We start from the raw sequence: 24,737 nt of genomic DNA on the forward strand, positions 1-24,737 counted from the left end.
TTGTTTTCCCCTGCTTGAAGCGCGGGCTTCATGCTCACGCAGCCTTGAGCCGAAAGTAGCAGTTGCTTCCCTGGGAGGCATCCGCAAAGGGGGCGTTATTTACATCCTGAATTGATTGGCCGAAGCCACATGACGATACACTAGAGGCTTTCTCGCGAACCGGACATCCCGCATGACCCAAAGCACCAACACCCCTTATGAAACGCTCGAAGTCGGCCAGACCGCCAGCTACACCCGGCAGGTCACCGACCGGGAGATCCAGCTGTTCGCCGCGCTGTCCGGTGATCGCAACCCGGTTCACCTGGATGACGAATTCGCCGCCAAGACCATCTTCCGCGAGCGCATCGCCCACGGCATGATCACCGGCGCGCTGATCAGCGCGGCGGTGGCGTGCGAGTTGCCCGGCCCCGGCACCATCTACCTGGGCCAGCAGATGAGCTTCGTCAAGCCGGTCAAGCCTGGCGACACCCTGACCGTGCGCCTGGAAATCCTCGAGAAGCTGCCCAAGTTCAAGGTGCGCATTGCCACACGGGTCTTCAATCAGGCCGATGAGCTGGTAGTCGATGGCGAAGCTGAAATCCTCGCCCCGCGCAAATCCCAGAGCGTCACCCTGGCCACTCTGCCGGACATAGCCATCGGTTGAGAGGAGCAGGATGCTGGCCGCGGCTTCAAGCAAGACCTGCTCATGCCGCGCGCCCTGTCGCAGGTTCCCCGGAACGAAAAAAAGGCGACCGAAGTCGCCTGAATATGCCTTGCGTGCCCGAGGACAGTAGGGGTACCACTGCCTCGCGAGCCGATCATCCCGCGTGGCGAGACGTACTGTACTGACCGAGATCAACGCTTCTTCGGTTTTTTCTTCGTTTTTTTCTTGCCCGCCATGGGCATGGCCTGCTCGAACGCGCGGCGCATGTCAGCCAGACGCTTGTCGTTGAGGTCGTGTTGGCGGCGGGCGCGTTCAGCGGCGAAGTCGAATAGGTTGTCGTCTTGGCTCATGATCAGGCCGGTCTATGAAAAGAGAAAGACTATCATGGCCTGCCTCCAGGCCGCTTGCCAGTCACACTTCCAGATCTACCCATAATCCCCGGCGCGGCGGGGCATCCATCAAAGGCACCGCCGGCACGGTGTTATCGGCGTTGAGCACATCACCCGGTACTACCAGAGCTTCTTCCGGCTCGCCTTCCCGGCGCTGGCGTTGTCGCCGTTGCTCATGCTCGCGCAGCAGCAACGCAGCTTCTTCCCGTTCGCGATTGCGCAGGTCGATGTCTGTATCGGCGGAGGGCGCCTGGGGCGCGGCCACGGGCGGTATCTCGGGCGTTGGTTTGACCGGGTCCAATTGTGGGTTCACCGGCACGAAAGGTTGCAGTGTCACGGGTGGAATCATGTTTCGCCTCCGGCCAGCATGATGGAGGGTGCGCCTACCTGATCGGCAGGCGAAGTACTGGCTGACCGGGTCATCGGCCAGCCGGTGCTAGACTTGAGGCTATTCGTCGGGCGGATGCGACATAGGGCAGCGGCCAAAGATGTCACCGACTTTGGTTCTCTCCAGACGATCCGTTAGAATCCCCGGTTTTTGCAGGCGGAGTAAGGCATGGCGCAGCAGTATCAACCAGGACAACGCTGGATCAGCGACAGCGAAGCGGAGCTTGGCCTGGGTACCATCATTGCCCAGGACGGTCGCCTGCTGACGGTGCTCTACCCCTCCACCGGGGATACCCGGCAATACGCCTTGCGTAACGCGCCATTGACGCGGGTGCGCTTCTCCCCTGGTGACAGCATCACGCATTTCGAAGGGTGGAAGCTCACGGTACGCGAGGTTGAAGACGTCGACGGCCTGCTGGTGTACCACGGCTTCGATGCTCAGCACCAGCCGCGTACTCTGCCGGAAACCCAACTGTCCAATTTCATCCAGTTCCGCCTGCCCAGCGACCGCCTGTTCGCCGGGCAGATCGACCCTCTCCAATGGTTCTCCCTGCGCTACAACACCCTGCAGCACAGCAGCCGTGTCATCCAGTCGCCCCTGTGGGGCCTGGGCGGGGTACGTGCCCAACCCATCGCACACCAATTGCATATCGCCCGGGAAGTGGCTGACCGGATCGCGCCCCGTGTTCTGCTGGCGGACGAAGTGGGCCTGGGCAAGACCATCGAAGCGGGCCTGGTGATTCACCGTCAGCTGCTCAGCGGCCGGGCCAGTCGCGTGCTGATCCTTGTGCCGGAGAACCTGCAGCACCAGTGGCTCGTGGAAATGCGCCGTCGCTTCAACCTCGAGGTTGCCCTGTTCGACGCCGAGCGCTTCCTGGAAAGTGACGCCAGCAACCCCTTCGACGACGCTCAACTGGCCCTGGTCTCCCTGGAGTGGCTGACCCACTCGGAAAAGGCTCAGGACGCGCTCTTTGCCGCCGGCTGGGACCTGCTGGTGGTGGACGAGGCTCATCATCTGGTCTGGCATCCGGACCGGGTCAGCGCTGAATACGCGCTGGTCGAACAGCTGGCCCAGGTGATACCGGGCGTGCTGCTGCTGACCGCCACCCCAGAGCAACTGGGCCTTGACAGCCACTTCGCCCGCCTGCGCCTGCTGGACCCGAACCGCTTCCATGACTTGCAGGCGTTCCGCCAGGAAAGCGAGCATTACCGGCCAGTGGCGGAAGCCGTGCAGGAGTTGCTCGACCAGGGCCGGCTCTCCGAAGCGGCCCACAAGACCATCCATGACTTCCTCGGCGCCGAAGGCGAGGCGCTGCTGGGGGCGGTACAAGACGGCGACACCCAGGCCAGCGCTCGCCTTATCCGTGAGCTGCTGGACCGCCACGGCACCGGCCGCGTGCTGTTCCGCAACACCCGGGCGGCCATCCAGGGCTTCCCCGAGCGCGAGCTGCATGACTATGCCCTGCCTACGCCCGAGCAATACGCCGGCCTCGGTGCCAGCGAGGCCCTGCAGCCTGAAACCAGCCTTCAACGCAGCCAGACCGCAGACGACGAAAACCGCTGGTGGCGCTTCGACCCACGGGTAGGCTGGCTGATCGACACACTCAAGGCCTTGAAGAAGGTCAAGGTGCTGGTGATCTGCGCCAAGGCCGAAACCGCCATGGACCTGGAAGACGCCCTGCGGGTGCGTTCCGGTATCGCCGCCACGACCTTTCATGAGGGCATGAGCATCCTCGAGCGGGACCGCGCGGCGGCCTATTTCGCGGATGAAGAATACGGCGCGCAGGTGCTCATCTGCTCCGAAATCGGTTCCGAAGGGCGCAACTTCCAGTTCGCCCACCATCTGGTACTGTTCGACCTGCCCGCTCACCCTGATCTGCTCGAACAGCGCATCGGCCGCCTGGACCGCATCGGTCAGAAGCACGTCATCCAGCTGCACGTGCCCTACCTGGCCGAAACGGCGCAACAACGCCTTTTCCGCTGGTACCACGAAGCGCTCAATGCCTTCCTCAATACCTGCCCCACGGGCAATACCCTTCAGCAGCGTTTCGCCGAACGCTTGCAGGCGCAACTGGAGGAAAGAGATGACGAAGCCTTCGAAGCACTGATCCTGGAGGCCAGGGCCGAGCGCGAGCGGCTGGAAGCGGAGCTGCATGCCGGCCGCGATCGACTGCTGGAACTGAACTCCGGCGGCGCCGGGGAAGGCCAGGCGCTGGTGGAGGCCATCGAGGAGCAGGACGACCAGTTCGCCTTGCCTATCTATATGGAAACCCTGTTCGATGCCTTTGGCATCGACAGCGAAGATCACTCCGAGAACGCGCTGGTACTCAAGCCCAGCGAAAAGATGCTCGACGCCAGCTTCCCCCTGGGCGACGACGAAGGCGTGACCATCACCTACGACCGTCAGCAGGCCTTGTCTCGCGAGGACATGCAGTTTCTGACCTGGGAACATCCCATGGTGCAGGGTGGCATGGACCTGGTGCTCTCCGGCTCCATGGGCAACACCGCGGTTGCCCTGATCAAGAACAAGGCGCTCAAGCCGGGCACCGTGCTGCTTGAATTGCTGTACGTGAGCGAAGCCGTGGCGCCTCGCGCCCTGCAACTGGGCCGGTTCCTTCCACCCATGGCGCTGCGCTGCCTGTTGGACGGAAACGGTAACGACCTGGCGCCTCGCGTGGCGTTCGAAACCCTCAACGAGCAACTCGAAAGCGTGCCCAAGGGCAGCGCCAACAAGTTTATCCAGGCCCAGCGTGACGCCTTGGCACCGAGGATCAACGGTGCCGAAGCCAAGGTGGCGCCCCGCCATGCCGAGCGGGTCGCGCAAGCCCAGCAGCGCCTTGCCGCTGAGTTGGACGAAGAGGTCGCCCGCCTCACTGCCTTGCGCGCCATCAACCCCAGTGTGCGGGAGAGCGAGATCCAGGCCCTACGCGACCAGCGAGAGCAGGGCTTGGCCATGCTCGCCAAGGCCGCGCTGCGGTTGGAAGCGATCAGAGTACTGGTAGCCGGTTGACAACAGGCGGCGAGCCATCGAGGCTGCTCGCCGCCTATCACCCTCGATACCGCACCGAATTGGCGCGGCACCTCAATTGCTTGCCCTCTCCTGGAACAAAACCCAGGGAGAAACCACTACAGCCCAGAGTTCAGGCTTACGCTCGACCAGATCGGCTGCCTTCGCCTCGCCTACCTTCGCTACCTCTCCGCCCTCAAGCCAAGCCCTTACACGCTCGGTATCGTTGCTGGCCATGGCCTCGGCCACGGCTATCAGGTCGAGTTCTTCGGCGACCCACAACAGTGCGCCTCGGGCGAAGAATGGCTGCAACTCTTCCCAATGAATTCTTGCCGTTTCCCCAAGCAATTTGGCATAGAGGGTGCTTGTCTGTTGGGTCATGATGAACCTGTCCAAATGAAAGGCGGTGATGATAACGAGGCCGCCGTGCTTGCAAAACCCGGTTTCAATATGTGCGCCGCGTCTGAAAAGCCCGCAATCACGGGCCCTGGCAGCGATGAATGGCAAGCCATGGCCTCGTATCTATAAGAAACTTTCATAAAAGCGACACAGCATCAATAGTCGGCAACTGGCCAGCTTTTCAACGGATCGAGGGGCAATCTACACTGCGCCAGTGATACCGCGGAGGGCTGGGCAGCGGCTCGATTCTGGTGCAGCCTGCCGGAGCAGGCAGCGATACCGGTCCAACGGCCCCAGCCGCACGGACTATAAAAACTAAAACACGAGAGTGGAGCACTATGCACAACGCTATCAAGCTGTCCAAGCTGTTCGCCGCCATGGTACTGGCTGGAGCCACCAGCTACTCCTTCGCAGCCGACACCATCAGGATCGGTATCGCCGGCCCGAAAACCGGCCCTGTCGCCGAATACGGCGCCATGCAGTTCCGCGGCGCCAAGATGGCCATCGAACAGATCAACGCCAAGGGCGGAGTCGACGGCAAGAAGCTTGAAGCCGTCGAGTACGACGACGCCTGCGATCCCAAGCAAGCCGTTGCCGTGGCCAACAAGGTGGTCAACGATGGCGTGAAGTTCGTGGTCGGCCACCTCTGCTCCAGCTCCACCCAGCCTGCTTCCGACATCTACGAAGACGAAGGCGTCCTGATGATCACCCCAGCGGCCACCAGCCCGGACATCACCAGCCGCGGCTACAAGCTGGTGTTCCGCACCATCGGTCTCGACAGTGCCCAGGGCCCGGCGGCGGGCAACTTCATCGCCGACCACATCAAGCCCAAGATCGTCGCGGTCGTTCACGACAAGCAGCAGTACGGCGAAGGCATCGCCACCGCCGTCAAGCAGACCCTCGAAGGCAAGGGTGTCAAGGTTGCCGTGTTCGAAGGCATCAATGCCGGTGACAAGGACTTCTCTTCCCTGATCGCCAAGCTCAAGCAGGCCAATGTGGACTTCGTCTACTACGGCGGCTACCACCCGGAGCTGGGCCAGATCCTGCGGCAGTCCAAGGAGAAGGGCCTGAACGCCAGGTTCATGGGGCCCGAGGGCGTAGGCAACGACTCCATTTCCCAGATCGCAGGCGAAGCCTCCGAAGGCTTGCTGGTGACCCTGCCCAAGTCCTTCGACCAGGATCCGGCCAACCAGGCCCTGACCCAGGCCTTCAAGGACAAGAAGGAAGACCCGAGCGGCCCGTTCGTGTACCCGTCCTACACCGCCGTGCAGATCATCACCGATGGCATCCAGGCCGCGAAGAGCGAGGACGCCGAAAAGGTCGCCACCGCCATTCACGCTGGCACCTTCAAGACCCCCATGGGCGAGCTGAGCTACGACGAGAAGGGTGACCTGAAGAACTTCCAGTTCGTGGTCTACGAATGGCACTTCGGCAAGCCCAAGACCGAAGCGAAGTAATCATCGAGTACTGGTCCTTCGAAGCCCACTGCGCTTTTGCAGTGGGCTTTGTCTTAAGAAAGTACGAGCCCAAGCCGCGATCCGGCGACGGCTTTCCCTGAAAATCTTAAAACCGTTACACGCGGTTCACCGGACCCGCCCAGGCCCAAGGCGCCCCGAGAGCGCCCACCCCGCCCGGCTCGCCGGAGAAATGCAGACAGGTTTTTAGGAGCGCGGCAAAAATGCCCGAGATTTTTCACTACCTGCAACAGCTGGTTAACGGCCTGACCGTTGGCAGCACCTATGCCTTGATCGCCATTGGCTACACCATGGTGTACGGCATCATCGGCATGATCAACTTCGCCCACGGCGAGGTTTACATGATCGGTTCCTACGTAGCCTTCATGGTGCTGGCGGGCCTTGCCATGATGGGCATCCACAGCCTGCCCGTACTGATGATCGCCGGTTTCGCCGCGGCTATCCTGGTCACCAGTGCCTATGGCTACAGCATCGAGCGTGTGGCTTACCGACCGTTGCGTAACAGCAACCGGCTCATACCGCTGATTTCCGCCATCGGCATGTCGATTTTCCTGCAGAACGCCGTGCAGCTTTCCCAAGGCTCCGGCAACTTCGCCATTCCGAACCTGCTACCGGGCAGCATTAGCTTCGGCCCCGGCGGCGCTGAGGAAGTCCTGATTTCCTACATGCAGATCCTGGTATTCGTGGTCACCGTGGCCACCATGTATGGGCTGACCCTGTTCATTTCCCGCTCCCGCATGGGTCGCGCCTGCCGCGCCTGCGCCGAAGACATGAAAATGGCCAGCCTGCTGGGCATCAATACCAACGGCGTGATTGCGCTGACGTTCGTGATCGGTGCAGCCCTGGCAGCGGTGGCAGCCATGTTGCTGAGCATGCAATACGGCGTCATCAACCCCAGCGCCGGCTTCCTGGTCGGCCTCAAGGCCTTCACCTCGGCCGTGCTGGGCGGCATCGGCAGCATCCCGGGCGCCATGCTGGGCGGCCTCGTGCTGGGCGTAGCCGAAGCCTTCGGCGCTGACATTTTCGGTGATCAATACAAGGACGTGGTCGCGTTTGGCCTGCTGGTGTTGGTGCTGCTGTTCCGCCCCACCGGGATCCTGGGCCGTCCTGAGGTTGAAAAGGTATGAGCAAGTCGATCAAGACCGCGCTCTTCAGCGCGCTGCTGGTGTGGGCCGTGGCCTACCCGGTCTTTGGCCTGAAATTAGTGTTCGCCGGGGTCAACCTGCAAGTGCAGGGCGCCGACACCACGACTATCCTTATCATTGCGTTGTGCTCCATTGCGATGTTCGTACGGGTATGGGTCGCCAGCAGGCGCGGCGGACAGCCCGTTGAACGCCGGGCCTGGGTGCCTGCAAGCTTCAGCAACTGGCTTACCCTGCCGGGCACCCAACGCTGGGGGCTGGCCGCCTTGATTGTGCTGGCGTTCATCTGGCCCTTCTTCGGCTCCCGGGGCGCGGTGGATATCGCCACTCTGGTGCTGATCTACGTCATGCTCGGGCTGGGGCTCAATATCGTGGTCGGCCTGGCCGGCCTGCTGGACCTGGGCTACGTTGGTTTCTATGCCGTCGGTGCCTACAGCTATGCCCTGCTTTCCCACTACCTGGGGCTGAGCTTCTGGGAATGCCTGCCGCTGGCGGGCCTGCTGGCCGCGCTCTTCGGCTTCGTGCTGGGTTTCCCGGTGCTGCGCCTGCGTGGAGACTATCTGGCCATCGTTACCCTGGGCTTCGGCGAGATCATCCGCATCTTCCTGCGCAACCTCACCAGCATCACCGGTGGGCCCAACGGTATCGGCAACATCGATAAGCCGACGCTGTTCGGGCTCAGCTTCGAACGCCGCGCTGCCGAGGGCGCGCAGACCTTCCACCAGTTCTTCGGCCTGGACTACAACGCCGCCGACAAGGTGATCTTCCTCTACTTGATCGCCCTGCTGCTGGCCCTGGTGGCCCTGTTCGTCATCAACCGCTTGCTGCGCATGCCTATCGGCCGCGCGTGGGAAGCCCTGCGCGAGGATGAAATCGCCTGCCGCGCACTTGGCCTGAACCCTACGGTCATCAAACTCTCGGCCTTCACCCTGGGCGCAGCCTTCGCGGGCTTCGCCGGCAGCTTCTTCGCCGCCCGCCAGGGCCTGGTGACTCCTGAGTCTTTCACCTTCATCGAGTCGGCGATCATTCTCGCCATCGTGGTGCTGGGGGGCATGGGCTCGCAGCTGGGCGTGATCCTGGCGGCGATCGTGATGATCCTGCTGCCTGAATTGATGCGCGAGTTCAGTGACTACCGCATGTTGATGTTCGGTGCCTTGATGGTGCTGATGATGGTGTGGCGCCCGCAGGGCCTGCTGCCCATGCAACGTCCCCACATGGAGCTGCGTCGATGAGCCGCGAAATTCTGCAAGTCAAGGACCTGTCGATGCGTTTCGGCGGCCTGCTGGCGGTCAATGGCGTGGCCCTGACCGTCAAGGAAAAACAGGTGGTGTCGCTGATCGGCCCCAATGGCGCCGGCAAGACCACCGTGTTCAATTGCCTGACCGGCTTCTATCGCCCGACCGGCGGTACCATCATGCTCGATGGCGAGCAGGTGCAAGGGCTTCCCGGCCACAAGATCGCCCGCAAGGGCGTGGTACGCACCTTCCAGAACGTGCGCCTGTTCAAGGACATGACCGCCATCGAGAACCTGCTGATCGCCCAGCATCGTCACCTGAACACGAACTTCCTGGCCGGCCTGTTCAAGACCCCGGCCTTCCGCCGGAGCGAGCGCGAGGCCATGGAATACGCCGAGCACTGGCTGGAGCGGGTGAACCTGCGTGACGTGGCCAACCGCCCGGCGGGCACGCTCGCCTATGGCCAGCAACGTCGACTCGAGATCGCTCGCTGCATGATGACGCGCCCACGCATCCTCATGCTGGACGAGCCCGCGGCCGGCCTGAACCCACGGGAAACCGAGGAACTCAAGGCCTTGATCGGCGTGCTGCGCGAGCAGTACAACGCCACCGTGCTGTTGATCGAGCATGACATGAAGCTGGTGATGACCATCTCCGACCATATCGTGGTGATCAACCAGGGCACGCCACTGGCCGACGGTACGCCCGAACAGATCCGGGACAACCCCGACGTGATCAAAGCCTACCTGGGGGAAGCCTGAGATGCTGCAGTTCGAAAACGTATCGACCTTCTACGGCAAGATCCAGGCGCTGCATGGTGTGAACGTGGAGATCCGGCAGGGTGAGATCGTCACCCTGATCGGCGCCAATGGCGCCGGGAAGTCCACGCTGCTCATGACTTTGTGCGGGGCGCCCCGTGCGCAATCCGGCAGCATTCGCTACCTGGGCGAGGAGCTGGTGGGCCTGGAACCGGCCCAGATCATGCGCAAGAGCATCGCCGTCGTGCCGGAAGGGCGTCGGGTTTTCGCCCGGCTCACGGTAGAGGAAAACCTTGCCATGGGGGGCTTCTTCACCGAGAAGGAGGATTACCAGGCCCAGTTGGAGAAGGTACTCGAGCTGTTTCCCCGGCTCAAGGAGCGCTTCAGCCAGCGAGGCGGCACCATGTCCGGGGGGGAACAGCAAATGCTCGCCATCGGCCGCGCCCTGATGAGCAAGCCCAAGCTGCTGTTGCTGGACGAACCTTCCCTGGGCCTGGCGCCTATCATCATCCAGCAGATCTTCGACATCATCGAGCAACTGCGTCGCGATGGGGTGACCGTCTTTCTGGTTGAGCAGAACGCCAACCAGGCTTTGAAGGTAGCCGACCGGGCTTATGTCCTGGAAAACGGCCGGGTGGTCATGACCGGCAGCGGCCATGACCTGCTTACCGACCCCAAGGTGCGCGACGCCTACCTGGGGGGCTGACCCAGCGGCCCCGGGCGACCGGGGCTGACCGGCGGCAATGTCACCCATTCACTGCCCTGGCCGTGGTAACGTGGCCCTCCCCTGTGTTGGAGGCCCACGATGCACCTGGTTCGCACGTTATCGCTCGCCACTTTCCTGCCACTGTTCGCCGGTTGTCAGCTACTTGACGGCCTTGGCAGCGATACCCCGCCAACCCTTTCCGGGCAGAGCCGCATGCAGGGCACGCTCAGCCAGAATGCTGGCCAATGGGTATTTACCCCCTGTGATTCGCCGCGCACTTTCGTCGTGGACGACCAAGGCCAAACGGGCATCGCCCAGGAAGCCGCCGGCCTGGCGACGGATGCCAGCCCCCTGTTCGCCGACCTGAAAGGCCGTTTCGACGGTAACAGCGTCGAAGGCAAGGCAGGCACACTGAACCTGCAAACCCTCTACCGACTCGAGCGGGGCACCGGTGCCTGCGCAGACCCCAACTTCAAGCTCAGCGGCTACGTGGCCCAGGGGCCGGGCTGGAGCCTGCGCTCCAATGCACAGGGAATGAGGCTCGAGCGCGAAGGCCAGCCCGACCTGGCCGTGCCTTATGTGCAAGAGCAACTCCCTGGCGGCGGGACAAGCCTGAGCAGTGAAGTGGATCACCAGCGCATCGAAGTCTGGCTTGCCCCCCAGCGTTGCATTGAGGAGTCCCGGGTCAGCTTCCTTAGCGCCGAATTGCGTATAGCGGACAAGGTGCAGCGCGGCTGTGGCTATCCGGGCGGCACCCAGGGAAACTGAGGCCGTCGGAGGGCCACTGCCGGGCGCTCCGGGAGCGGGTATAATGGCCGGCTTGCATCTGCGCCGCAGCATCGCGGCCGACCATTGGACCCCCCATGCTACGAATTACCGAACTCAAGCTTCCCCTGGATCACGCCGACGAGGCCTTGCGCCAGGCCATCGTCCAGCGCCTGGGCATCAGCGACCAAGACCTGCTGAATTTCAGCATTTTCAAACGCAGCTACGATGCCCGGAAAAAGAATACCGAGCTACTGTTCATCTACGCCGTGGACGTCACCCTGGCCAACGAGGCCGTGGTGCTCGAGCGGTTTGCCGATGACCATAACCTCGGGCCTACGCCAGACATGGCCTATCGCTTCGTGGGACAGGCACCCAGCGAGGTCCGATCGCGCCCCTTGGTGGTCGGCTTCGGCCCCTGCGGCATCTTCGCCGCGCTGGTACTGGCACAGATGGGTTTCCGCCCGGTCGTGCTGGAACGTGGCAAGGAAGTTCGCCAGCGCACCAAGGATACCTGGGGCTTGTGGCGCAAGGCGCAGCTCAACCCCGATTCCAACGTGCAGTTCGGCGAAGGCGGTGCGGGCACGTTCTCGGACGGCAAGCTCTACAGCCAGATCCGCGACCCACAGCATCACGGCCGCAAGGTATTGGAAGAGTTCGTCAAGGCCGGCGCGCCTGAAGAAATCCTGTACGTGAATAAACCCCACATTGGTACGTTCCGCCTTACCGGAATGGTGGAAAACATGCGGCAGGAAATCATCGCCCTAGGTGGGGAAATTCGTTTCGAGTCCAAGGTAACGGACCTGCTGATGGAGGATGGCCAGCTGCAAGGCGTGCAGCTGGCCAGTGGCGAACAACTCATGTCCCGGCATGTGGTACTGGCCCTGGGGCACAGCGCTCGGGACACCTTCCGCATGCTGCACGCCCGCGGCGTGTTCATGGAAGCCAAGCCATTTTCCATCGGTTTCCGTATCGAACATCCCCAGTCGGTGATCGACAAGGCCCGCCTGGGCAAGTACGCCGGGCATCCAAAACTGGGCGCGGCGGACTACAAGCTGGTCTATCACGCCAGCAACGGCCGCTCCGTATACAGCTTCTGTATGTGCCCGGGCGGCACCGTGGTCGCCGCCACCAGCGAACCCGGGCGCGTGGTCACCAATGGCATGAGCCAGTATTCGCGCAACGAGCGCAACGCCAACTCGGGCCTGGTGGTCGGCATCTCGCCGGAACAGGACTACCCTGGCGGCCCGCTGGCGGGTATCGAACTGCAGGAAAAGCTCGAATCGGCCGCCTACCTTCTGGGTGGCAGCAATTATCAGGCACCCGGGCAGTTGGTGGGCGATTTCATCGCCGGACGCGCCACCACTGCCCTGGGCTCGGTAGAACCGTCCTATAAGCCTGGCGTTACCCTGGTGGACCTGGCGCCTTCCCTGCCCGCCTTCGCCATCGAAGCCATCCGTGAAGCGCTACCGGCCTTCGACCGCCAGATCAAGGGCTACAGCATGCACGACGCGGTGCTCACGGGCATCGAGACTCGAACATCCTCACCGCTGCGTATCACCCGGGACGACAGCTTCCAGAGCTTGAACCTCAAAGGCCTTTTCCCGGCGGGGGAAGGCGCTGGCTATGCTGGCGGCATTCTTTCCGCTGGCGTGGATGGCATCCGCGTGGCCGAGGCCGTGGCCAAGAGCCTGCTAGGGCTCTAAGGCCTCAACCACGATGCGACAGCACAGAGGCCGGTAGTTCGACGCCCTGTTCGACACAGCGGCGAATGTCCGACAGCGAGGGCTCGAGATCGAAGCCATTGGTCTGGAGCCACTGCGGGTCATAGTAGGTGCTCAGGTAACGCTCGCCGCTGTCGCACAGCAAGGTCACGATCGAACCGTGGCGGCCTTCCTCGCGCATGGTGGTCGCGGCGGCCAGGGCACCGACCAGATTGGTCCCGCTGGACGCTCCAACCCGGCGGCCGAGGCGGCCGCTGACATAATGCATGGCAGCCAATGACAGGGCGTCTGGCACCTTGATCATGGCGTCGATCACCCCCGGCATGAACGAGGGCTCCACACGCGGCCGGCCGATCCCCTCGATACGCGAGCCATGGGCCAGGGTAAGCCCGCGGTCCCCACCGCGGTAGGCATCGAAGAACACTGAGCGCTCGGCATCGGCGCAGAGCACGCGGCTGCGGTGCTGGCGGTAGCGCACGTAGCGCCCAAGGGTAGCGACCGTTCCGCCCGTTCCAGGACTGGAGACCAGCCAATCCGGCTCGGGATGCCGCTCCAGTCGCATCTGCTGAAAGATGGACTCGGCAATATTGTTGTTCGCCCGCCAATCCGTCGCCCGTTCGGCATAGAGAAACTGGTCCATGAAATGTCCGCCGGTGCGCTCGGCCAGGGCCAGCGAGGCGGCATGGATCTGCGTGGGATCGTCCACCAGATGGCTCTGCCCGCCATAGAAGGCGATCTGTTCTATCTTCACCTGGGACGTGGACGCGGGCATGACCGCGATGAAAGGCAGACCCAGCAAGCGAGCGAAGTAGGCCTCGGAAATCGCGGTAGAACCGCTCGACGCCTCGATGACAGGCTTGCCTGGCTTGAGCCAACCATTACAGAGCGCGTAAAGGAACAGCGAGCGGGCGAGCCGGTGCTTCAGGCTACCGGTAGGGTGGCTGGACTCATCCTTGAAATACAGGTCGATACCCGGGAAACCTGGCAAGGCGAAGGGGATCAGGTGGGTGTCGGCGCTGCGTTGGAAATCAGCCTCGATCAGGCGGATGGCGTCCAGTGCCCAATGGCGGTCGGTCATGCTGAGCCCTTCAAAAGCGGAGCCGCGGCCTTGGGGCTGCGCTCGGACATATTCGGAAATTGAATGGTGAAGATTCTGGAAACGCCCGGCTGGCGCGGGCTTGGCCGTTTTCCAAAGGGTTATGAGCTTATACTTTTTGTTTGTCTGGCGGCCAGCACGGGTTAGGGTACCGCCTCCTTCATTTTCTAGCTCGGAGGGCCCATGTCCGTACGCCTGTCACTGCGCAAGTTCTTCGCCATGGAGGCCACGGGCGGCCTGCTATTGATACTGGCGGCGGTGATCGCGTTGATGGTCAACAACTCCGGGGCATCGTCCTGGTATCAGGGATTCCTGGACACACCGGTGTGGTTGCGCATCGGCTCGCTGGAGCTGGCCAAGCCCCTGTTGCTCTGGATAAACGACGGCCTCATGGCCCTGTTCTTCCTGCTCATCGGCCTGGAGGTGAAGCGTGAAATGCTACAGGGGCACCTGGCCAAGCCCGCGCAAGTGATCTTACCTGGCGCGGCGGCAGTGGGCGGCATGGTCTTGCCGGCGCTGATCTACTGGAGCTTGAACCGTCACGACCCAGCGGCGGTGAGCGGATGGGCCATTCCCACGGCCACGGATATCGCATTCGCGCTCGGTGTACTGGCCTTGCTGGGCAAGCGAGTACCTGCTTCGCTGAAGCTGTTCCTGATGACGTTGGCGATCATCGATGACCTGGGCGCTATCGTGATCATAGCGCTCTTCTATTCTGGTGCTTTGTCCGGCGCGGCCCTGGCTGGCGCCCTCGCCTGCCTGGTCGCATTGCTGGGGCTCAACCGCGGCGGCGTGCGCCATCTGGCGCCCTACTTGATCATCGGCGTGGTGCTCTGGGTCTGCGTTCTCAAAAGCGGTGTGCATGCCACCCTTGCAGGGGTGGCCCTGGCCATGTTCATTCCGTTGCGGGCAGGCGCTGCGCCGGCCACTCCCCCACTGTTGCGCCTGGAGCATGCACTCCACCCGTGGGTCGCGTTCTGCATCGTGCCTTTGTTCGCTTTCGCCAACGCAGGGGTGCCCTTGACCGGCATGAGCCTGGACAGCTTCACCCACTCGGTGCCGCTGGGTATCACCCTGGGGTTGTTGGCGGGCAAGACGCTGGGCGTGTTCGGATTGACCTGGCTAGCGGTCAAATGCGGGCTTGCCGCCCTTCCGACAGGAGCAAACTGGGGTCAGCTGCTGGGGGTCGCGGTGCTTTGTGGCATTGGCTTCACCATGAGCATCTTCGTGGGCTCGCTGGCCTTCGACGCGGGGAGCAGCCCTTATGCGGGCCAGGATCGCATGGGCATTCTGGTGGGGTCTTTCCTCGCGGCGATCATCGGTTATCTGATCATGAAGATCGCGTCGCCTAGGGACTAGCCCACGCTGGAGGAGTGGATCGAGCCAGCGGAGCTGGCGAATGGTCAGCTCACTGCCATTCGCTAGCTCCTGCTAGCACCCCTTTCCTGGCGCCGCGCCCTACTGAAGGGGTCGGGTTGTCGAGATCGAACCGCCCTTCCCTGGCTTAGTGACTGACGCGGCTGGTGCCGTCGACGGTCATGATGCGTACACGCTCGCCGACACGGAACACTTCGTTTTCCTGTACCTGCTGAACGTAGGCACGAGTGCTGCCGTCGTCTTCGCGAACGGTGATCTCCACGCCCTGGGCGCGAGTGATGCCCTCTTCAGTCGCCGAGCCCAGCAAGCCGCCAGCGACGGCACCGATGACCGCCGCCACCAGGCTGCCACGGCCGCCGCCCACGGAGCTGCCGGCCACACCGCCTACCACAGCGCCAGCACCGGCACCGATAGGCGTCTTGGTGCCTTCGATTTTTACCGGGCGCAGGGATTCGATGGTGCCCATGCGTACGGTCTGGACACGGCGAGCTTCGTCACGGGAATAGGTATCGCCGGTAAGGCTGGATGCACAGCCGCTGAGCAATACGGTAAGGGCAGTGAAACAACTGGCAAGAACAACAGAATTGCGCATGAATCTAGCTCCGTAGGACAGACAGCAATTAGACGCCGTCACCGGAAGGGTGTCACGAAACCGCGCGATTTTGAAGTATTCCCAGGCAAGGGCCGATCAGGGGGCCAGGCGGCAGCGCTCCCAGCGGCCTTGATGCAGCCGGTAGTCCAAACGGTCGTGCAGGCGGCTGGAACGCCCTTGCCAGAACTCGATACGGTCAGGCACCAGGCGATACCCGCCCCAGTGGTCCGGGCAACTGGGAGGCGTGTCGCCAAAACGTTCATGCGTAGCCGCCAGCAGTGCCTCCAGCTCTGCGCGATCAGCGATCGGCCTGCTCTGCGGAGACGCCCACGCACCGATACGGCTACCAAGCGGTCGCACCTGGTAATAGGCCTCTGATTCTGCCGCGCTGACCTTCAGGGCGCGCCCTTCGATCCGCACCTGGCGTTCGAGGGTAGGCCAGAAGAACGTCATGGCCGCGAACGCATTGAGGGCCAGGTGCTGGCCCTTGGCGCTCTCGTAGTTGGTGAAAAAGGTGAAGCCCTGCTCATCCATGCCCTTGAGCAGCAACACCCGACAATGGGGCCGGCCTTCGCTGTCTACCGTGGCCAGGGACATGGCATTGGCCTCGACCGGCAATTGCTCGGTTTCAACAGCTTCGCTGAACCATTGCCGGAACAGTTCGAAAGGGCTCGCGGGAGCCTGACTTTCACTCAGGCCGTCGCGGGTGTAGTCGCGGCGCATGTCCGCCAGGGATTTGCTCATGGCCGCGGCTCGCTCAGTTCTTCGCCTGCTGGTCGGCGACGGCTTTCTTCGCCGTGGTCACTTTCTTGGCCGGGGTAGCCTTTTTCTTGGCAGCGGTCGCGGCAGGCTTGGCGCTGCCCTTCTTGCCGCTGGCGGCTTTCTTGGCCGGAGCGGCTGGCGCGGCCTTTGGCGCGTCCGGCACAGCTTTCACGTCCTGCAGCGCGACTATGGCGGCTGCGACGGGCGTCGGCTGGTCATACTTGGCCATCAGCGTGGCCATGCCGCTCTCAGGCGTGACCAGCATTTCCACGCGACGGTTGAGGGCGCGGCCCGCCGGGCTGTCATTGGCCGCGCGCGGCACCACCGCGCCCAGGCCACGGGTGCTCAGGCGGTTACGCTGCAGGCCGCTGAGACGGAAAATGGCCGCGATGGACTGGGCACGTTCCAGGCTCACCTTCTTGTTCACATCCGCCGTGCCCGAGCTGTCGGCGTGGCCGAGAATCAGCACGGAGGTCTTCGAATCGTTTTCCAGGGCCTTGGCCACGTTGGTGATCGGTGCCAGGGACACGGGCAGCAACATGGCGGGACGGTCCGGGTTGAAGGAACCATCGACCGGAGCGGTGACCACCAGCATGTCTTCGTGACGCTCCAGCTGGAACTTGCTGCCCTTGATCGCCTCACGCAGCTTGGGCTCATAGGCATCCAGCCAGGCCTTGGTCACCTGCGGGTCTACCTTGGCGGCGGCGGCGATCGCCGCGGGTGGCGCGCCCTTGCCAGCGGCAGCCTGGGCAGGCACCGCCTTGCTGTCGCCCCCGAACGGCCACCACCAGTGCCCTTCGCTGGCGGCCTTGGCCTCCGAGGCTGCTTCAGCCTTGGCGACACGATCCTGCACGGCTTTCTCTACGCTGTCGTCCTTGACCACTTCGGCGGTAGCGTCCTTCCCCTTACCGAAGGGCCACCAGCTCGCACCAGCGTCGCCAGTGTTGTCCTGCGAGGTATGGGCGCACCCGGTGATGGCCAGGCACAGGGCAAAAGCGAGAGTCTTCTTGGCGTACATGATCGGTCCGGAAATTTGGTGTCAATAAACTGGGTTAAGAAACCCACATAAATCGTTGATTGGATGGTAGAACATTCCGCGCCTGGTGGAATACCGTCGGTCGCATGGCATTCACAGGCACTGCGCCACTGCCTGGGCAAGGCGCTGGGCACGAGGGTCCATGAGAATATACGGCCCCAGTGTATGAGTAACGAAGCCGAAGGCCACACCCCGTTGCGGGTCGGCGAAGCCTACAGAACCGCCCGCTCCGGGATGGCCAAAGGCATAGGGACCCAGGCCGAAGGTAGCGTTGGCCAGGCCCGGTTGATCGAGCATGCAGCCCAGGCCGAAGCGTGTCGGCGTCAGCAGGGTCAGGTCCTCACCCTGGCTATGCTCCCGGGTAAGTTCGGCAAGCCACTCGCTGTCGAGCAGGCTGCCTTCGAGCAGCCCCTGATAGAAGCCGGCCAGGCTGCGTGCATTGCCGTGACCATTGGCGGCGGGCTGTTCCATCCGCCGCCATTCCGGCTTGTTGGTGCTGGTGAGGATGGACGGCGGATTGGTGAAAGCTCGGGTCGGCATGGCTTCGGGCTCACGCAGAGTGACCTGCAACAGCCGCTGGGCGGCCGCGTCACCAGGGTTGCCTTTGCCTCGGGCTACATGGGCCACGCGGTAAAATTCGCTATCAGCCAGTCCGATATGGAAATCCAGCTGCAAGGGCCGCGCGACCCGCTCGACAATGGCGCGGCCAGGGCTACGCCCGTCCACTCGGCGGATCAGCTCACCCAGCAGCCAGCCATAGGTAATGGCAGCGTAGCCATGGGCGGTGCCAGGCTCCCACCAGGGCGCTTCGGCAGCCAGGGCGCGAGTCATGGCGTTCCAATCGTACAATGCCTCGGCTGGCAGCAGTTCACGCAGCGCCGGCAAGCCGGCACGATGGCAGAGCAACTGACGCACCGTGATGGCACCTTTTCCATTGCTGGCGAACTCCGGCCAATAGTCGGCTACTGGCTTGTCCAGGCCAAGCTTGCCTTCGGCGGCCAATTGAAGCACTGCCACCGCGGTGAATGTCTTGGTACAGGAAAAGAGGTTGACCAGGGTATCGCTATGCCAAGCCTCGCCGCGGTCCTTGTCGCTGGTGCCGGCCCAGAGGTCGATCACGGTTTCGCCGTTCACTTGAACGCAAAGCGCGGCCCCACGCTCCTGATGGTCTTCGAACAGCGCGGCGAAGGCTTCGCGCACGGGCTCGAACTCCAGCGAATAATGGCCGTTGATCAGCACGGGAGGCTCCGGGAAAGGCAGGAATTTGAATGCTGCGCATTGTTTCAGCGATTCAAGCCTTTGGGAAGCGCCCTCGAGCCAACACTAGGCTATCTCCCGGCGGAATGGCGGCAATGCATCGAGAATGGCCTTGCCATACCGTTGAGTGACTACGCGGCGATCCAGCAGGGTGATCATGCCCCGGTCCTGTTCGGTTCGCAGCAACCGGCCGCAGGCCTGGATCAGGCGCAGAGAAGCATCGGGCACGGCGATCTCCATGAAGGGGTTGCCGCCGCGCGCCTCGATCCATTCGGCCAGGGCCGCCTCTACCGGGTCGTCGGGTACCGCGAAGGGAATCTTGGCGATGACCACGTGCTCGCAGTAGGCGCCGGGCAAATCCACCCCTTCGGCGAAACTGGCAAGGCCGAAAAGCACGCTGCTTTCGCCGCCGTCCACCCGCGCCTTGTGCTTGTTCAAGGTTTCCTGCTTTGACAGGTTGCCTTGGATGAACACCTGGCGCCGCCACTCCCGGTCCAGGCCGTCGAACACGTCCTGCATTTGCCGCCGCGAGGAAAAGAGCACGAGCGAGCCCCGGGAGCCTTCCACCAGTCCGGGCAGTTCCCGGATGATCGCGGCGGTATGCGCCGCCGCATCTCGCGGGTCCGCCCGTAGGTCCGGCACGCGAAGCAGCCCGGCGTCGGCATGGTGGAAGGGGCTCGGTACCACGGCGGTGACCGCGTCCCGTGGCAGGCCCGCGCGCATGCGGAAGCGATCGAAACGCCCCAGGGCCGTCAGGGTGGCGGATGTCACCAGGGCGCCGAAGGCGACGTTCCACAGGTTGCGACGTAGCATTTCCGCCGCCAGGATGGGGCTGGCGTTCACCTCCAGGTCATGGAACGAGCCGGCTTCCACCAGGGTCAGCCAACGGGCCATGGGTGGGCTGCCTTCCGGATCTTCGGCGGTGAAGGCCACCCAAAGCTCCCAACTGCCCTGGGCCCTGGCCAGCAGGCTGCCGAACAAGGGGTACCACTCCTCCGCCTGATGGCTGGCGATGCCGATATTCACCTCGCCTTCCATCCCTTCCTTGAGCAATTCCGCCAGCCGGGTGTACAGGTCCGTCAGGCGGGCGAAGCCTTTTTTCAGTTCCAGCCCCATTTCCCGTATATGCTCGGGCACCAACCCGCCGACAAATCGATGGCGCGGGCGTTCGCGGCCTTCCATGTCTTCACCGGGGCGAAAGTCCGCCAGCTGCTCGCACGCGCCGAACATGAACTGCAGTTGCGCCTTGAGCTCGCGGGCCAGCTCAGGCACCTGCTCGATGAGTTTGCCCAGGTCTCCAGGCAAAGGATGTTGCGCCAGCAACTTGGTCAGGTTGCGCGCCGTCTGCTCCAGCCAGTCGGCGGTGGAGCGCAGTCGGGTGAAATGGGCGAAATGGCCGATGGCTTTGTCGGGAAGGTGATGGCCCTCGTCGAACACGTAGAGCGTGTCCTTCGGGTCTGGCAATACCGCGCCGCCGCCAAGGGCCAGGTCTGCCAGGACCATGTCGTGGTTGGTAACGATCACGTCTACCTTGCCCATGCCTTCCCGCGCCTTGAAGAAGGTGCACTGCTGGAAATTGGGGCAGTGCCGGTTGGTGCACTGGCTATGATCAGTGGTCAGGCGCGCCCATACCGGATCCTCCAGGGCTTCCGGCCAGCTGTCCCGGTCACCGTCCCAACGGTTGCCCGCCAGCTTTTCTATCATTTTGGTGAACAGCTTGAGGCTGGCCTCGTCCACGTCGATGGAAAAGCCTTCGTCCTCGAACAGCTGGGCGGTGGCGTTCTGCGCCTGGCCCTCCTGCAGCAGAGCGTCGAGCTTGGACAGGCACAGATAACGGCCGCGTCCCTTGGCCAGGGCGAAGCTGAAGTTCAGCCCGGCGTTGCGCATGATATCGGGCAGGTCTTTATGGACGATCTGCTCTTGCAGGGCAACGGTGGCCGTAGCGATGACCAAGCGTTTGCCAGCGGCCTTGGCGGCGGGGATGGCGGCCAGGCTGTAGGCGACCGTCTTGCCGGTACCGGTGCCTGCTTCCACGGCGACCACGGCGGGCTCGCCCACGCGACGCCCTTCTTCATCCACGGGCACGGCCCCGAGGGCCTTGGCCACTTCGGCGATCATCAGCCGCTGGCCATAGCGAGCCTTCAGGCCCTTGGCCTCGAGAAAGCGGCTGTAGGCGCCCTGGATGGTGGATTTCAATTCAGTACTGAGCATGGGTACGTGCGGCCCGAAGGGCTGTATGGATTATCAGTATTTCGAGGAAGGAGGCTATCATACCCGCTATTGCCCAGGCCGCCGACCCAAACCCCGATGAACTCCACAACTTTTCTTTTCAACAGCCAGATCGCCCTGGCCGTGGCAAGCGCCCTTTGCTGCGCGGCGCTGCTGTATGCCGCCTGCCGCTCGGGCCACGAAGCGGCCCTTCGTCGCGGTTGCATCCTGGCAGGACTCGCGCTGGCCTTGACCGTCGCGTGTCTGGTGATCTGGTTCCGCGCCCGTTTTCCCGGCCTGGAAACCGCGCCGCGTCCCGTTCATTGGCAACTGGGCGCCACCCTGGGCGCGGGCGCGCTCTGGGCCCGGGTGACCCTCGCGCGATTGCCGGAAATAGCCAACGCTCAGGTTGCCACAAGGCCCGGCCATACGCGGACCATGCGCTGGCAGTTGTCCGTCGCGGCGGCACTGTTGGCCCTGGGCACTGCCCTGGGGATCAGCACGTCGGCATAGGCGCCCGGAGAAAGATCAGGCGCCGCCGGTATCACCCTCGCGCTTGCGCTTGTTGCCCATGCGCACGCCGATGTCCATCAGAAACTGGAAGAAGCCTTCCTGATCTTCCAGCACACTGCTCCAGAACGGCGAGTGATAGAGGGCCACAGCGCCGTGGACAAGCGCCCATGAGGCACAGTAGTGGAAATAGGGAGGCACGTTTTCGAGCTTGCCCTCATCGATGCGCCCCTTGATCAGCTGAGTGAGGCGATCGAAGTTCGAGGCACGGATGCTGTGCAGCTCGCTGACCATGTCGGGCACCTGGCTGCCCTTGACCACCTTCTCCTCGAGCCGGTCGAACAGGCGGTAGCGCTGCGGGTCGCGCATGCGGAACTCGAAATACGCCCGGGACAAGGCTTCCTTGTCACGATCCACGTCCGCTGACTGGAGCAGGCTATTGAGGTCGCGCTCGTAGTCGAGCATCAACCGCAAGTAGATCTCGGCCTTGGATTTGAAATGCTTGTAGATGGTCCCTTTGCCGATGCCCACCGCATCGGCGATCATCTCCACCGTAACGCTGTCCTCGCCCTGTTCAAGGAACAGCTTGAGCGCCGTGTCGAGGATTTCCTGTTCCCTTCGGCGGAATTCGCGGACCTTTCGAGGTTCTTTCTGCATACACGGACCGGGGCTGAATCGAAGCGGGTATTATGCCTATATGGCGTCAAATTGCACGGATCATCCATTTATGTCCAGGTTCAGCGACGAATTTCCCCAGGCCGAGGGCCTTGTTTATCTCAACCATGCGGCAGTTTCGCCCTGGCCCCGTCGCAGCGCCGAGGCGGTTGCCCGTTTCGCCCAGGAAAACGTCCAACAGGGCGCCCGCCACTACCCTGCCTGGCTCACCGTCGAGCAACGCCTGCGCGAACGTTTGTCTCGGCTGCTCAACGCCCCTTCCACCGATGACATAGCACTGGTGAAGAATACGTCCGAGGCGCTGTCCTTCGTGGCGTTCGGGCTGGATTGGGCGGACGGCGACGAGGTTGTCATCAGTGCCGAGGAGTTTCCTTCCAACCGCATCGTCTGGGAGGCGCTAGCGCCCCAGGGCGTACGGGTGGTCAAGGTCGACCTTAACCAGCCTGATCCGGAAGCTGCCTTGCTCGCGGCCTGTGGTCCGCGCACCCGCCTGCTGGCGATCAGCGCCGTGCAATATGCCAGCGGCCTGAAAATGGACCTGCCGCGGCTCGGCCGTGGCTGCCAGGAACTGGATGTGCTCTTTTGCGTCGATGCCATCCAGCAGCTTGGAGCCGCACCTTTCGACGTGCAGGCCTACGAGTGCGATTTCGCCATGGCCGATGGCCATAAATGGATGCTTGGCCCTGAAGGCCTTGGGGTTTTCTATTGCCGGGCCGAGCTACGCCCGCGCTTGCGCCTGCAGGAGTATGGCTGGCACATGGTGCAGCATATGGGCGACTACAGCCGTGACAGCTGGGCGCCAGCCGAGAGCGCCCGGCGCTTCGAATGCGGCAGCCCGAACATCCTTGGCACCATGGCGCTGGAGGCAAGCCTTGGCCTGCTGGAAGAAGTCGGAATGGAAAACGTGCAGTCCGCCATTCAACAACGGATCGATCAGCTGATCACCGGCATCGAAGCCCTGCCGGGCGCACGCATTCACTCACCTCTCGCCGTGCAGCGGCGGGCTGGCATCTTTTCATTCAACGTGGAAGGCAAGGACAGCATTGCCCTGCAGCAGCGACTCATGGCCGAGGGCGTAATCTGTATTCCTCGCGGAAAAGGAGTACGCTTCTCGCCCCATTTCTATACCAGTGAGCAAACGGTCGACCGGGCCCTGTCGATAGTGCGTCGTTTGAGCGCTTGAGGTGTCAAAACCGCGGCTTTTCATTCCAAATCTGTTTAAAAAATGATCACTAGCCGGTGGACGAAGGCTAAAGCTCGCCGATACTAAAGATGTTGGCGACCCCTACCCCCCATAGGGTACGCCGATAAAGGTGTCGACGGACCGCGCACCTTTGTTTTACTCCTAATGGTCTTGACCCGGATTCCCCCCCAGAACCCGGGTTTTTTTTGCCGGGCTGGCGCCGTTACGCTGAGCGCGCTCGGGAGAGTGGAAACAGCCGACGGAAGTTTTCGGTGGTCTGAGCGGCCAGTTCCGTGAAAGGCACGCCGCGCAGATCCGCCAGGAAGGCGGCTACTTCATACACATACTGGGGAAGGTTGGGCTTGCCCCGGTAGGGAATGGGCGCCAGGTAAGGCGAGTCCGTTTCCACCAGCAGCCGATCCGCCGGAACCTTGCGAGCCACCTCTCGCAACGCCTCCGCATTGCGGAAGGTCACGATGCCGGACAGGGAAATGTAGAAGCCCAGGTCAAGGGCCGCCTCGGCCATTGCCCAGTCTTCCGTGAAGCAGTGCAGCACGCCGGCCTGGGGCAACGCCGCAGCCTTTAGCAGGGCCAGAGTGTCCGCCTGGGCCGCGCGCGTGTGTACGATCACCGGCTTGCCCGTGACCTTGGCAGCGTCCAGATGCAACTGGAAGGAAGCCTTCTGAACCTCGGCGGTTTCCGGTTCGTAGTGATAATCCAGCCCGGTTTCACCAATGGCTACCACATGAGGATGGTCCAGCTCGGCAAGCAGCCACTGCAAGTCTGGAACTCCCGTAGGCGCGACGTCCAGCGGATGAATGCCCACCGAGCAGTCCACGTCCGGGTAGCGTCCGGCCAGGTTGCGCACCGCCTCGGCATTCTCGGCGCTCACGCCAATGCAGAGGAAGTGCCCCACGCCGCGCGAGCGGGCGGCATCGAGGGCGGCCTCCAGCGAGCCGTTGTGGGCACTGAGGTCAAGACGGTCAAGGTGGCAGTGGGAATCGACAAGCATGGGAACACAGGCAGTCATGGGCATCTACATGGTGTGGGTGGGGCGGTCTGACTTGAGCGCGCCGGCAAGGTAGGTTTCGATCTTGTTGCGCGCGGTATCGTCTCCCTCGTTGAACTGTACACCTACCCCGGCCGCTCGGTTTCCCTGAGCGCCACGGGGAGTGATCCAGACGACCTTGCCAGCGACCGGGATCTTTTCCGGTTCGTCCATCAGGTTGAGCAACATGAACAGCTCATCGCCCAGGTGATAGCTTTTAGCCGTGGGAATGAACAGGCCGCCGTTCTTGATGAACGGCATGTACGCGGCATACAGCACCGCCTTGTCCTTGATCGTCAAAGAAAGTATGCCGCTGCGCGGCCCGGAAGCGGTGGGCTGGTTCATGGTGATTCCTTACTACGA

Annotated in this window: 24 protein-coding genes; 12 read left to right on the forward strand and 12 right to left on the reverse strand. The window is 62.9% G+C overall.

Annotated elements, in window-relative coordinates; genetic code table 11:
* Window positions 1-172: 172 nt before the first annotated feature.
* Window positions 173-643 carry a MaoC family dehydratase gene (locus BN1188_RS08320; protein ID WP_040260938.1) on the forward strand — a complete coding sequence of 157 codons (471 nt, stop codon included), beginning with the start codon at window positions 173-175 and terminating at the stop codon, window positions 641-643.
* A 191-nt stretch (window positions 644-834) separates the two neighbouring features.
* On the opposite strand, the gene BN1188_RS21695 is transcribed toward BN1188_RS08320, so the two are convergent.
* Entirely contained in the window at window positions 835-993 is a 159-nt protein-coding gene (locus BN1188_RS21695) for a hypothetical protein (RefSeq protein ID WP_088776199.1), read from the reverse strand.
* Between the two features lie 61 nt (window positions 994-1,054).
* The gene (locus tag BN1188_RS08325) at window positions 1,055-1,381 is read right to left on the reverse strand and encodes a hypothetical protein (RefSeq protein ID WP_040260939.1); all 327 of its coding nucleotides are present in this window, start codon (window positions 1,379-1,381) and stop codon (window positions 1,055-1,057) included.
* A gap of 207 nt (window positions 1,382-1,588) precedes the next feature.
* Here BN1188_RS08325 and rapA point away from each other — a divergent pair, with 207 nt between their 5' ends.
* A complete protein-coding gene (rapA, locus tag BN1188_RS08330; RefSeq protein ID WP_040260940.1) occupies window positions 1,589-4,429 on the forward strand; it encodes an RNA polymerase-associated protein RapA in 2,841 nt (946 codons plus the stop codon).
* Between the two features lie 72 nt (window positions 4,430-4,501).
* Here rapA and BN1188_RS08335 read toward each other — a convergent pair whose 3' ends face one another.
* A complete protein-coding gene (locus BN1188_RS08335; protein ID WP_040261431.1) occupies window positions 4,502-4,807 on the reverse strand; it encodes a DUF2288 domain-containing protein in 306 nt (101 codons plus the stop codon).
* Window positions 4,808-5,163: 356 nt separating this feature from the next.
* On the opposite strand from BN1188_RS08335, the gene BN1188_RS08340 reads away from it, so the two are divergent.
* From BN1188_RS08340 to BN1188_RS08370, 7 genes are all read left to right on the forward strand, one after another.
* Window positions 5,164-6,282 (forward strand): branched-chain amino acid ABC transporter substrate-binding protein, encoded by a 1,119-nt coding sequence (locus BN1188_RS08340; protein WP_040260941.1) that lies wholly within the window; start codon window positions 5,164-5,166, stop codon window positions 6,280-6,282.
* A 221-nt stretch (window positions 6,283-6,503) separates the two neighbouring features.
* Window positions 6,504-7,427, forward strand: coding sequence for a high-affinity branched-chain amino acid ABC transporter permease LivH (gene livH, locus BN1188_RS08345; RefSeq protein ID WP_040260942.1), 924 nt, complete (start codon window positions 6,504-6,506; stop codon window positions 7,425-7,427).
* Window positions 7,424-8,674, forward strand: a complete 1,251-nt coding sequence (locus BN1188_RS08350; RefSeq protein ID WP_040260943.1) for a high-affinity branched-chain amino acid ABC transporter permease LivM — start codon at window positions 7,424-7,426, stop codon at window positions 8,672-8,674. Before livH ends, BN1188_RS08350 begins: the two co-directional genes overlap by 4 nt.
* The gene (livG, locus tag BN1188_RS08355) at window positions 8,671-9,438 is read left to right on the forward strand and encodes a high-affinity branched-chain amino acid ABC transporter ATP-binding protein LivG (protein WP_040260944.1); all 768 of its coding nucleotides are present in this window, start codon (window positions 8,671-8,673) and stop codon (window positions 9,436-9,438) included. The genes BN1188_RS08350 and livG overlap by 4 nt, the downstream gene beginning before the upstream one ends.
* Before the next feature lies 1 nt (window position 9,439).
* On the forward strand, window positions 9,440-10,141 hold the full coding sequence (locus BN1188_RS08360; RefSeq protein ID WP_040260945.1) for an ABC transporter ATP-binding protein: 702 nt from the start codon (window positions 9,440-9,442) through the stop codon (window positions 10,139-10,141).
* Window positions 10,142-10,240: 99 nt separating this feature from the next.
* Window positions 10,241-10,909 (forward strand): hypothetical protein, encoded by a 669-nt coding sequence (locus BN1188_RS08365; protein ID WP_040260946.1) that lies wholly within the window; start codon window positions 10,241-10,243, stop codon window positions 10,907-10,909.
* A 95-nt stretch (window positions 10,910-11,004) separates the two neighbouring features.
* Window positions 11,005-12,612: an NAD(P)/FAD-dependent oxidoreductase gene (locus BN1188_RS08370; RefSeq protein ID WP_040260947.1), complete on the forward strand. Its 1,608-nt coding sequence runs from the start codon at window positions 11,005-11,007 to the stop codon at window positions 12,610-12,612.
* Between the two features lie 4 nt (window positions 12,613-12,616).
* Here the strand turns inward: BN1188_RS08370 and BN1188_RS08375 are convergent, their stop codons facing one another.
* Window positions 12,617-13,708 carry a PLP-dependent cysteine synthase family protein gene (locus BN1188_RS08375; RefSeq protein WP_040260948.1) on the reverse strand — a complete coding sequence of 364 codons (1,092 nt, stop codon included), beginning with the start codon at window positions 13,706-13,708 and terminating at the stop codon, window positions 12,617-12,619.
* A gap of 201 nt (window positions 13,709-13,909) precedes the next feature.
* Between BN1188_RS08375 and nhaA the strand changes: the two genes are divergently transcribed.
* On the forward strand, window positions 13,910-15,085 hold the full coding sequence (gene nhaA, locus BN1188_RS08380; protein WP_040260949.1) for a Na+/H+ antiporter NhaA: 1,176 nt from the start codon (window positions 13,910-13,912) through the stop codon (window positions 15,083-15,085).
* Between the two features lie 145 nt (window positions 15,086-15,230).
* Here nhaA and BN1188_RS08385 read toward each other — a convergent pair whose 3' ends face one another.
* The 5 genes from BN1188_RS08385 to dinG all read right to left on the reverse strand — a co-directional run bounded on the left by BN1188_RS08385 (window position 15,231) and on the right by dinG (window position 20,961).
* The gene (locus BN1188_RS08385; protein ID WP_040260950.1) at window positions 15,231-15,695 is read right to left on the reverse strand and encodes an outer membrane lipoprotein; all 465 of its coding nucleotides are present in this window, start codon (window positions 15,693-15,695) and stop codon (window positions 15,231-15,233) included.
* Window positions 15,696-15,791: 96 nt separating this feature from the next.
* Complete coding sequence (gene pdxH, locus BN1188_RS08390; protein WP_040260951.1) at window positions 15,792-16,439, reverse strand: pyridoxamine 5'-phosphate oxidase; 648 nt, start codon at window positions 16,437-16,439, stop codon at window positions 15,792-15,794.
* Between the two features lie 13 nt (window positions 16,440-16,452).
* Complete coding sequence (locus BN1188_RS08395; protein ID WP_040260952.1) at window positions 16,453-17,475, reverse strand: OmpA family protein; 1,023 nt, start codon at window positions 17,473-17,475, stop codon at window positions 16,453-16,455.
* A gap of 111 nt (window positions 17,476-17,586) precedes the next feature.
* Window positions 17,587-18,732, reverse strand: coding sequence for an EstA family serine hydrolase (locus BN1188_RS08400; protein WP_040260953.1), 1,146 nt, complete (start codon window positions 18,730-18,732; stop codon window positions 17,587-17,589).
* A gap of 84 nt (window positions 18,733-18,816) precedes the next feature.
* Window positions 18,817-20,961, reverse strand: coding sequence for an ATP-dependent DNA helicase DinG (dinG, locus tag BN1188_RS08405; RefSeq protein WP_040260954.1), 2,145 nt, complete (start codon window positions 20,959-20,961; stop codon window positions 18,817-18,819).
* A gap of 96 nt (window positions 20,962-21,057) precedes the next feature.
* Here dinG and BN1188_RS08410 point away from each other — a divergent pair, with 96 nt between their 5' ends.
* Entirely contained in the window at window positions 21,058-21,471 is a 414-nt protein-coding gene (locus tag BN1188_RS08410; protein WP_040260955.1) for a hypothetical protein, read from the forward strand.
* Window positions 21,472-21,486: 15 nt separating this feature from the next.
* On the opposite strand, the gene BN1188_RS08415 is transcribed toward BN1188_RS08410, so the two are convergent.
* Window positions 21,487-22,125: a TetR/AcrR family transcriptional regulator gene (locus BN1188_RS08415; RefSeq protein ID WP_040260956.1), complete on the reverse strand. Its 639-nt coding sequence runs from the start codon at window positions 22,123-22,125 to the stop codon at window positions 21,487-21,489.
* 70 nt (window positions 22,126-22,195) lie between these two features.
* Here BN1188_RS08415 and BN1188_RS08420 point away from each other — a divergent pair, with 70 nt between their 5' ends.
* Entirely contained in the window at window positions 22,196-23,326 is a 1,131-nt protein-coding gene (locus BN1188_RS08420; RefSeq protein WP_040260957.1) for an aminotransferase class V-fold PLP-dependent enzyme, read from the forward strand.
* 223 nt (window positions 23,327-23,549) lie between these two features.
* On the opposite strand, the gene BN1188_RS08425 is transcribed toward BN1188_RS08420, so the two are convergent.
* Window positions 23,550-24,338: a TatD family hydrolase gene (locus BN1188_RS08425; RefSeq protein ID WP_040260958.1), complete on the reverse strand. Its 789-nt coding sequence runs from the start codon at window positions 24,336-24,338 to the stop codon at window positions 23,550-23,552.
* 24 nt (window positions 24,339-24,362) lie between these two features.
* On the reverse strand, window positions 24,363-24,719 hold the full coding sequence (locus tag BN1188_RS08430) for a PilZ domain-containing protein (protein WP_040260959.1): 357 nt from the start codon (window positions 24,717-24,719) through the stop codon (window positions 24,363-24,365).
* Between the last annotated feature and the right edge of the window lie 18 nt (window positions 24,720-24,737).

The sequence above is a fragment of the Pseudomonas massiliensis genome (assembly GCF_000826105.1).
In the GTDB taxonomy this organism is placed as follows: domain Bacteria; phylum Pseudomonadota; class Gammaproteobacteria; order Pseudomonadales; family Pseudomonadaceae; genus Aquipseudomonas; species Aquipseudomonas massiliensis.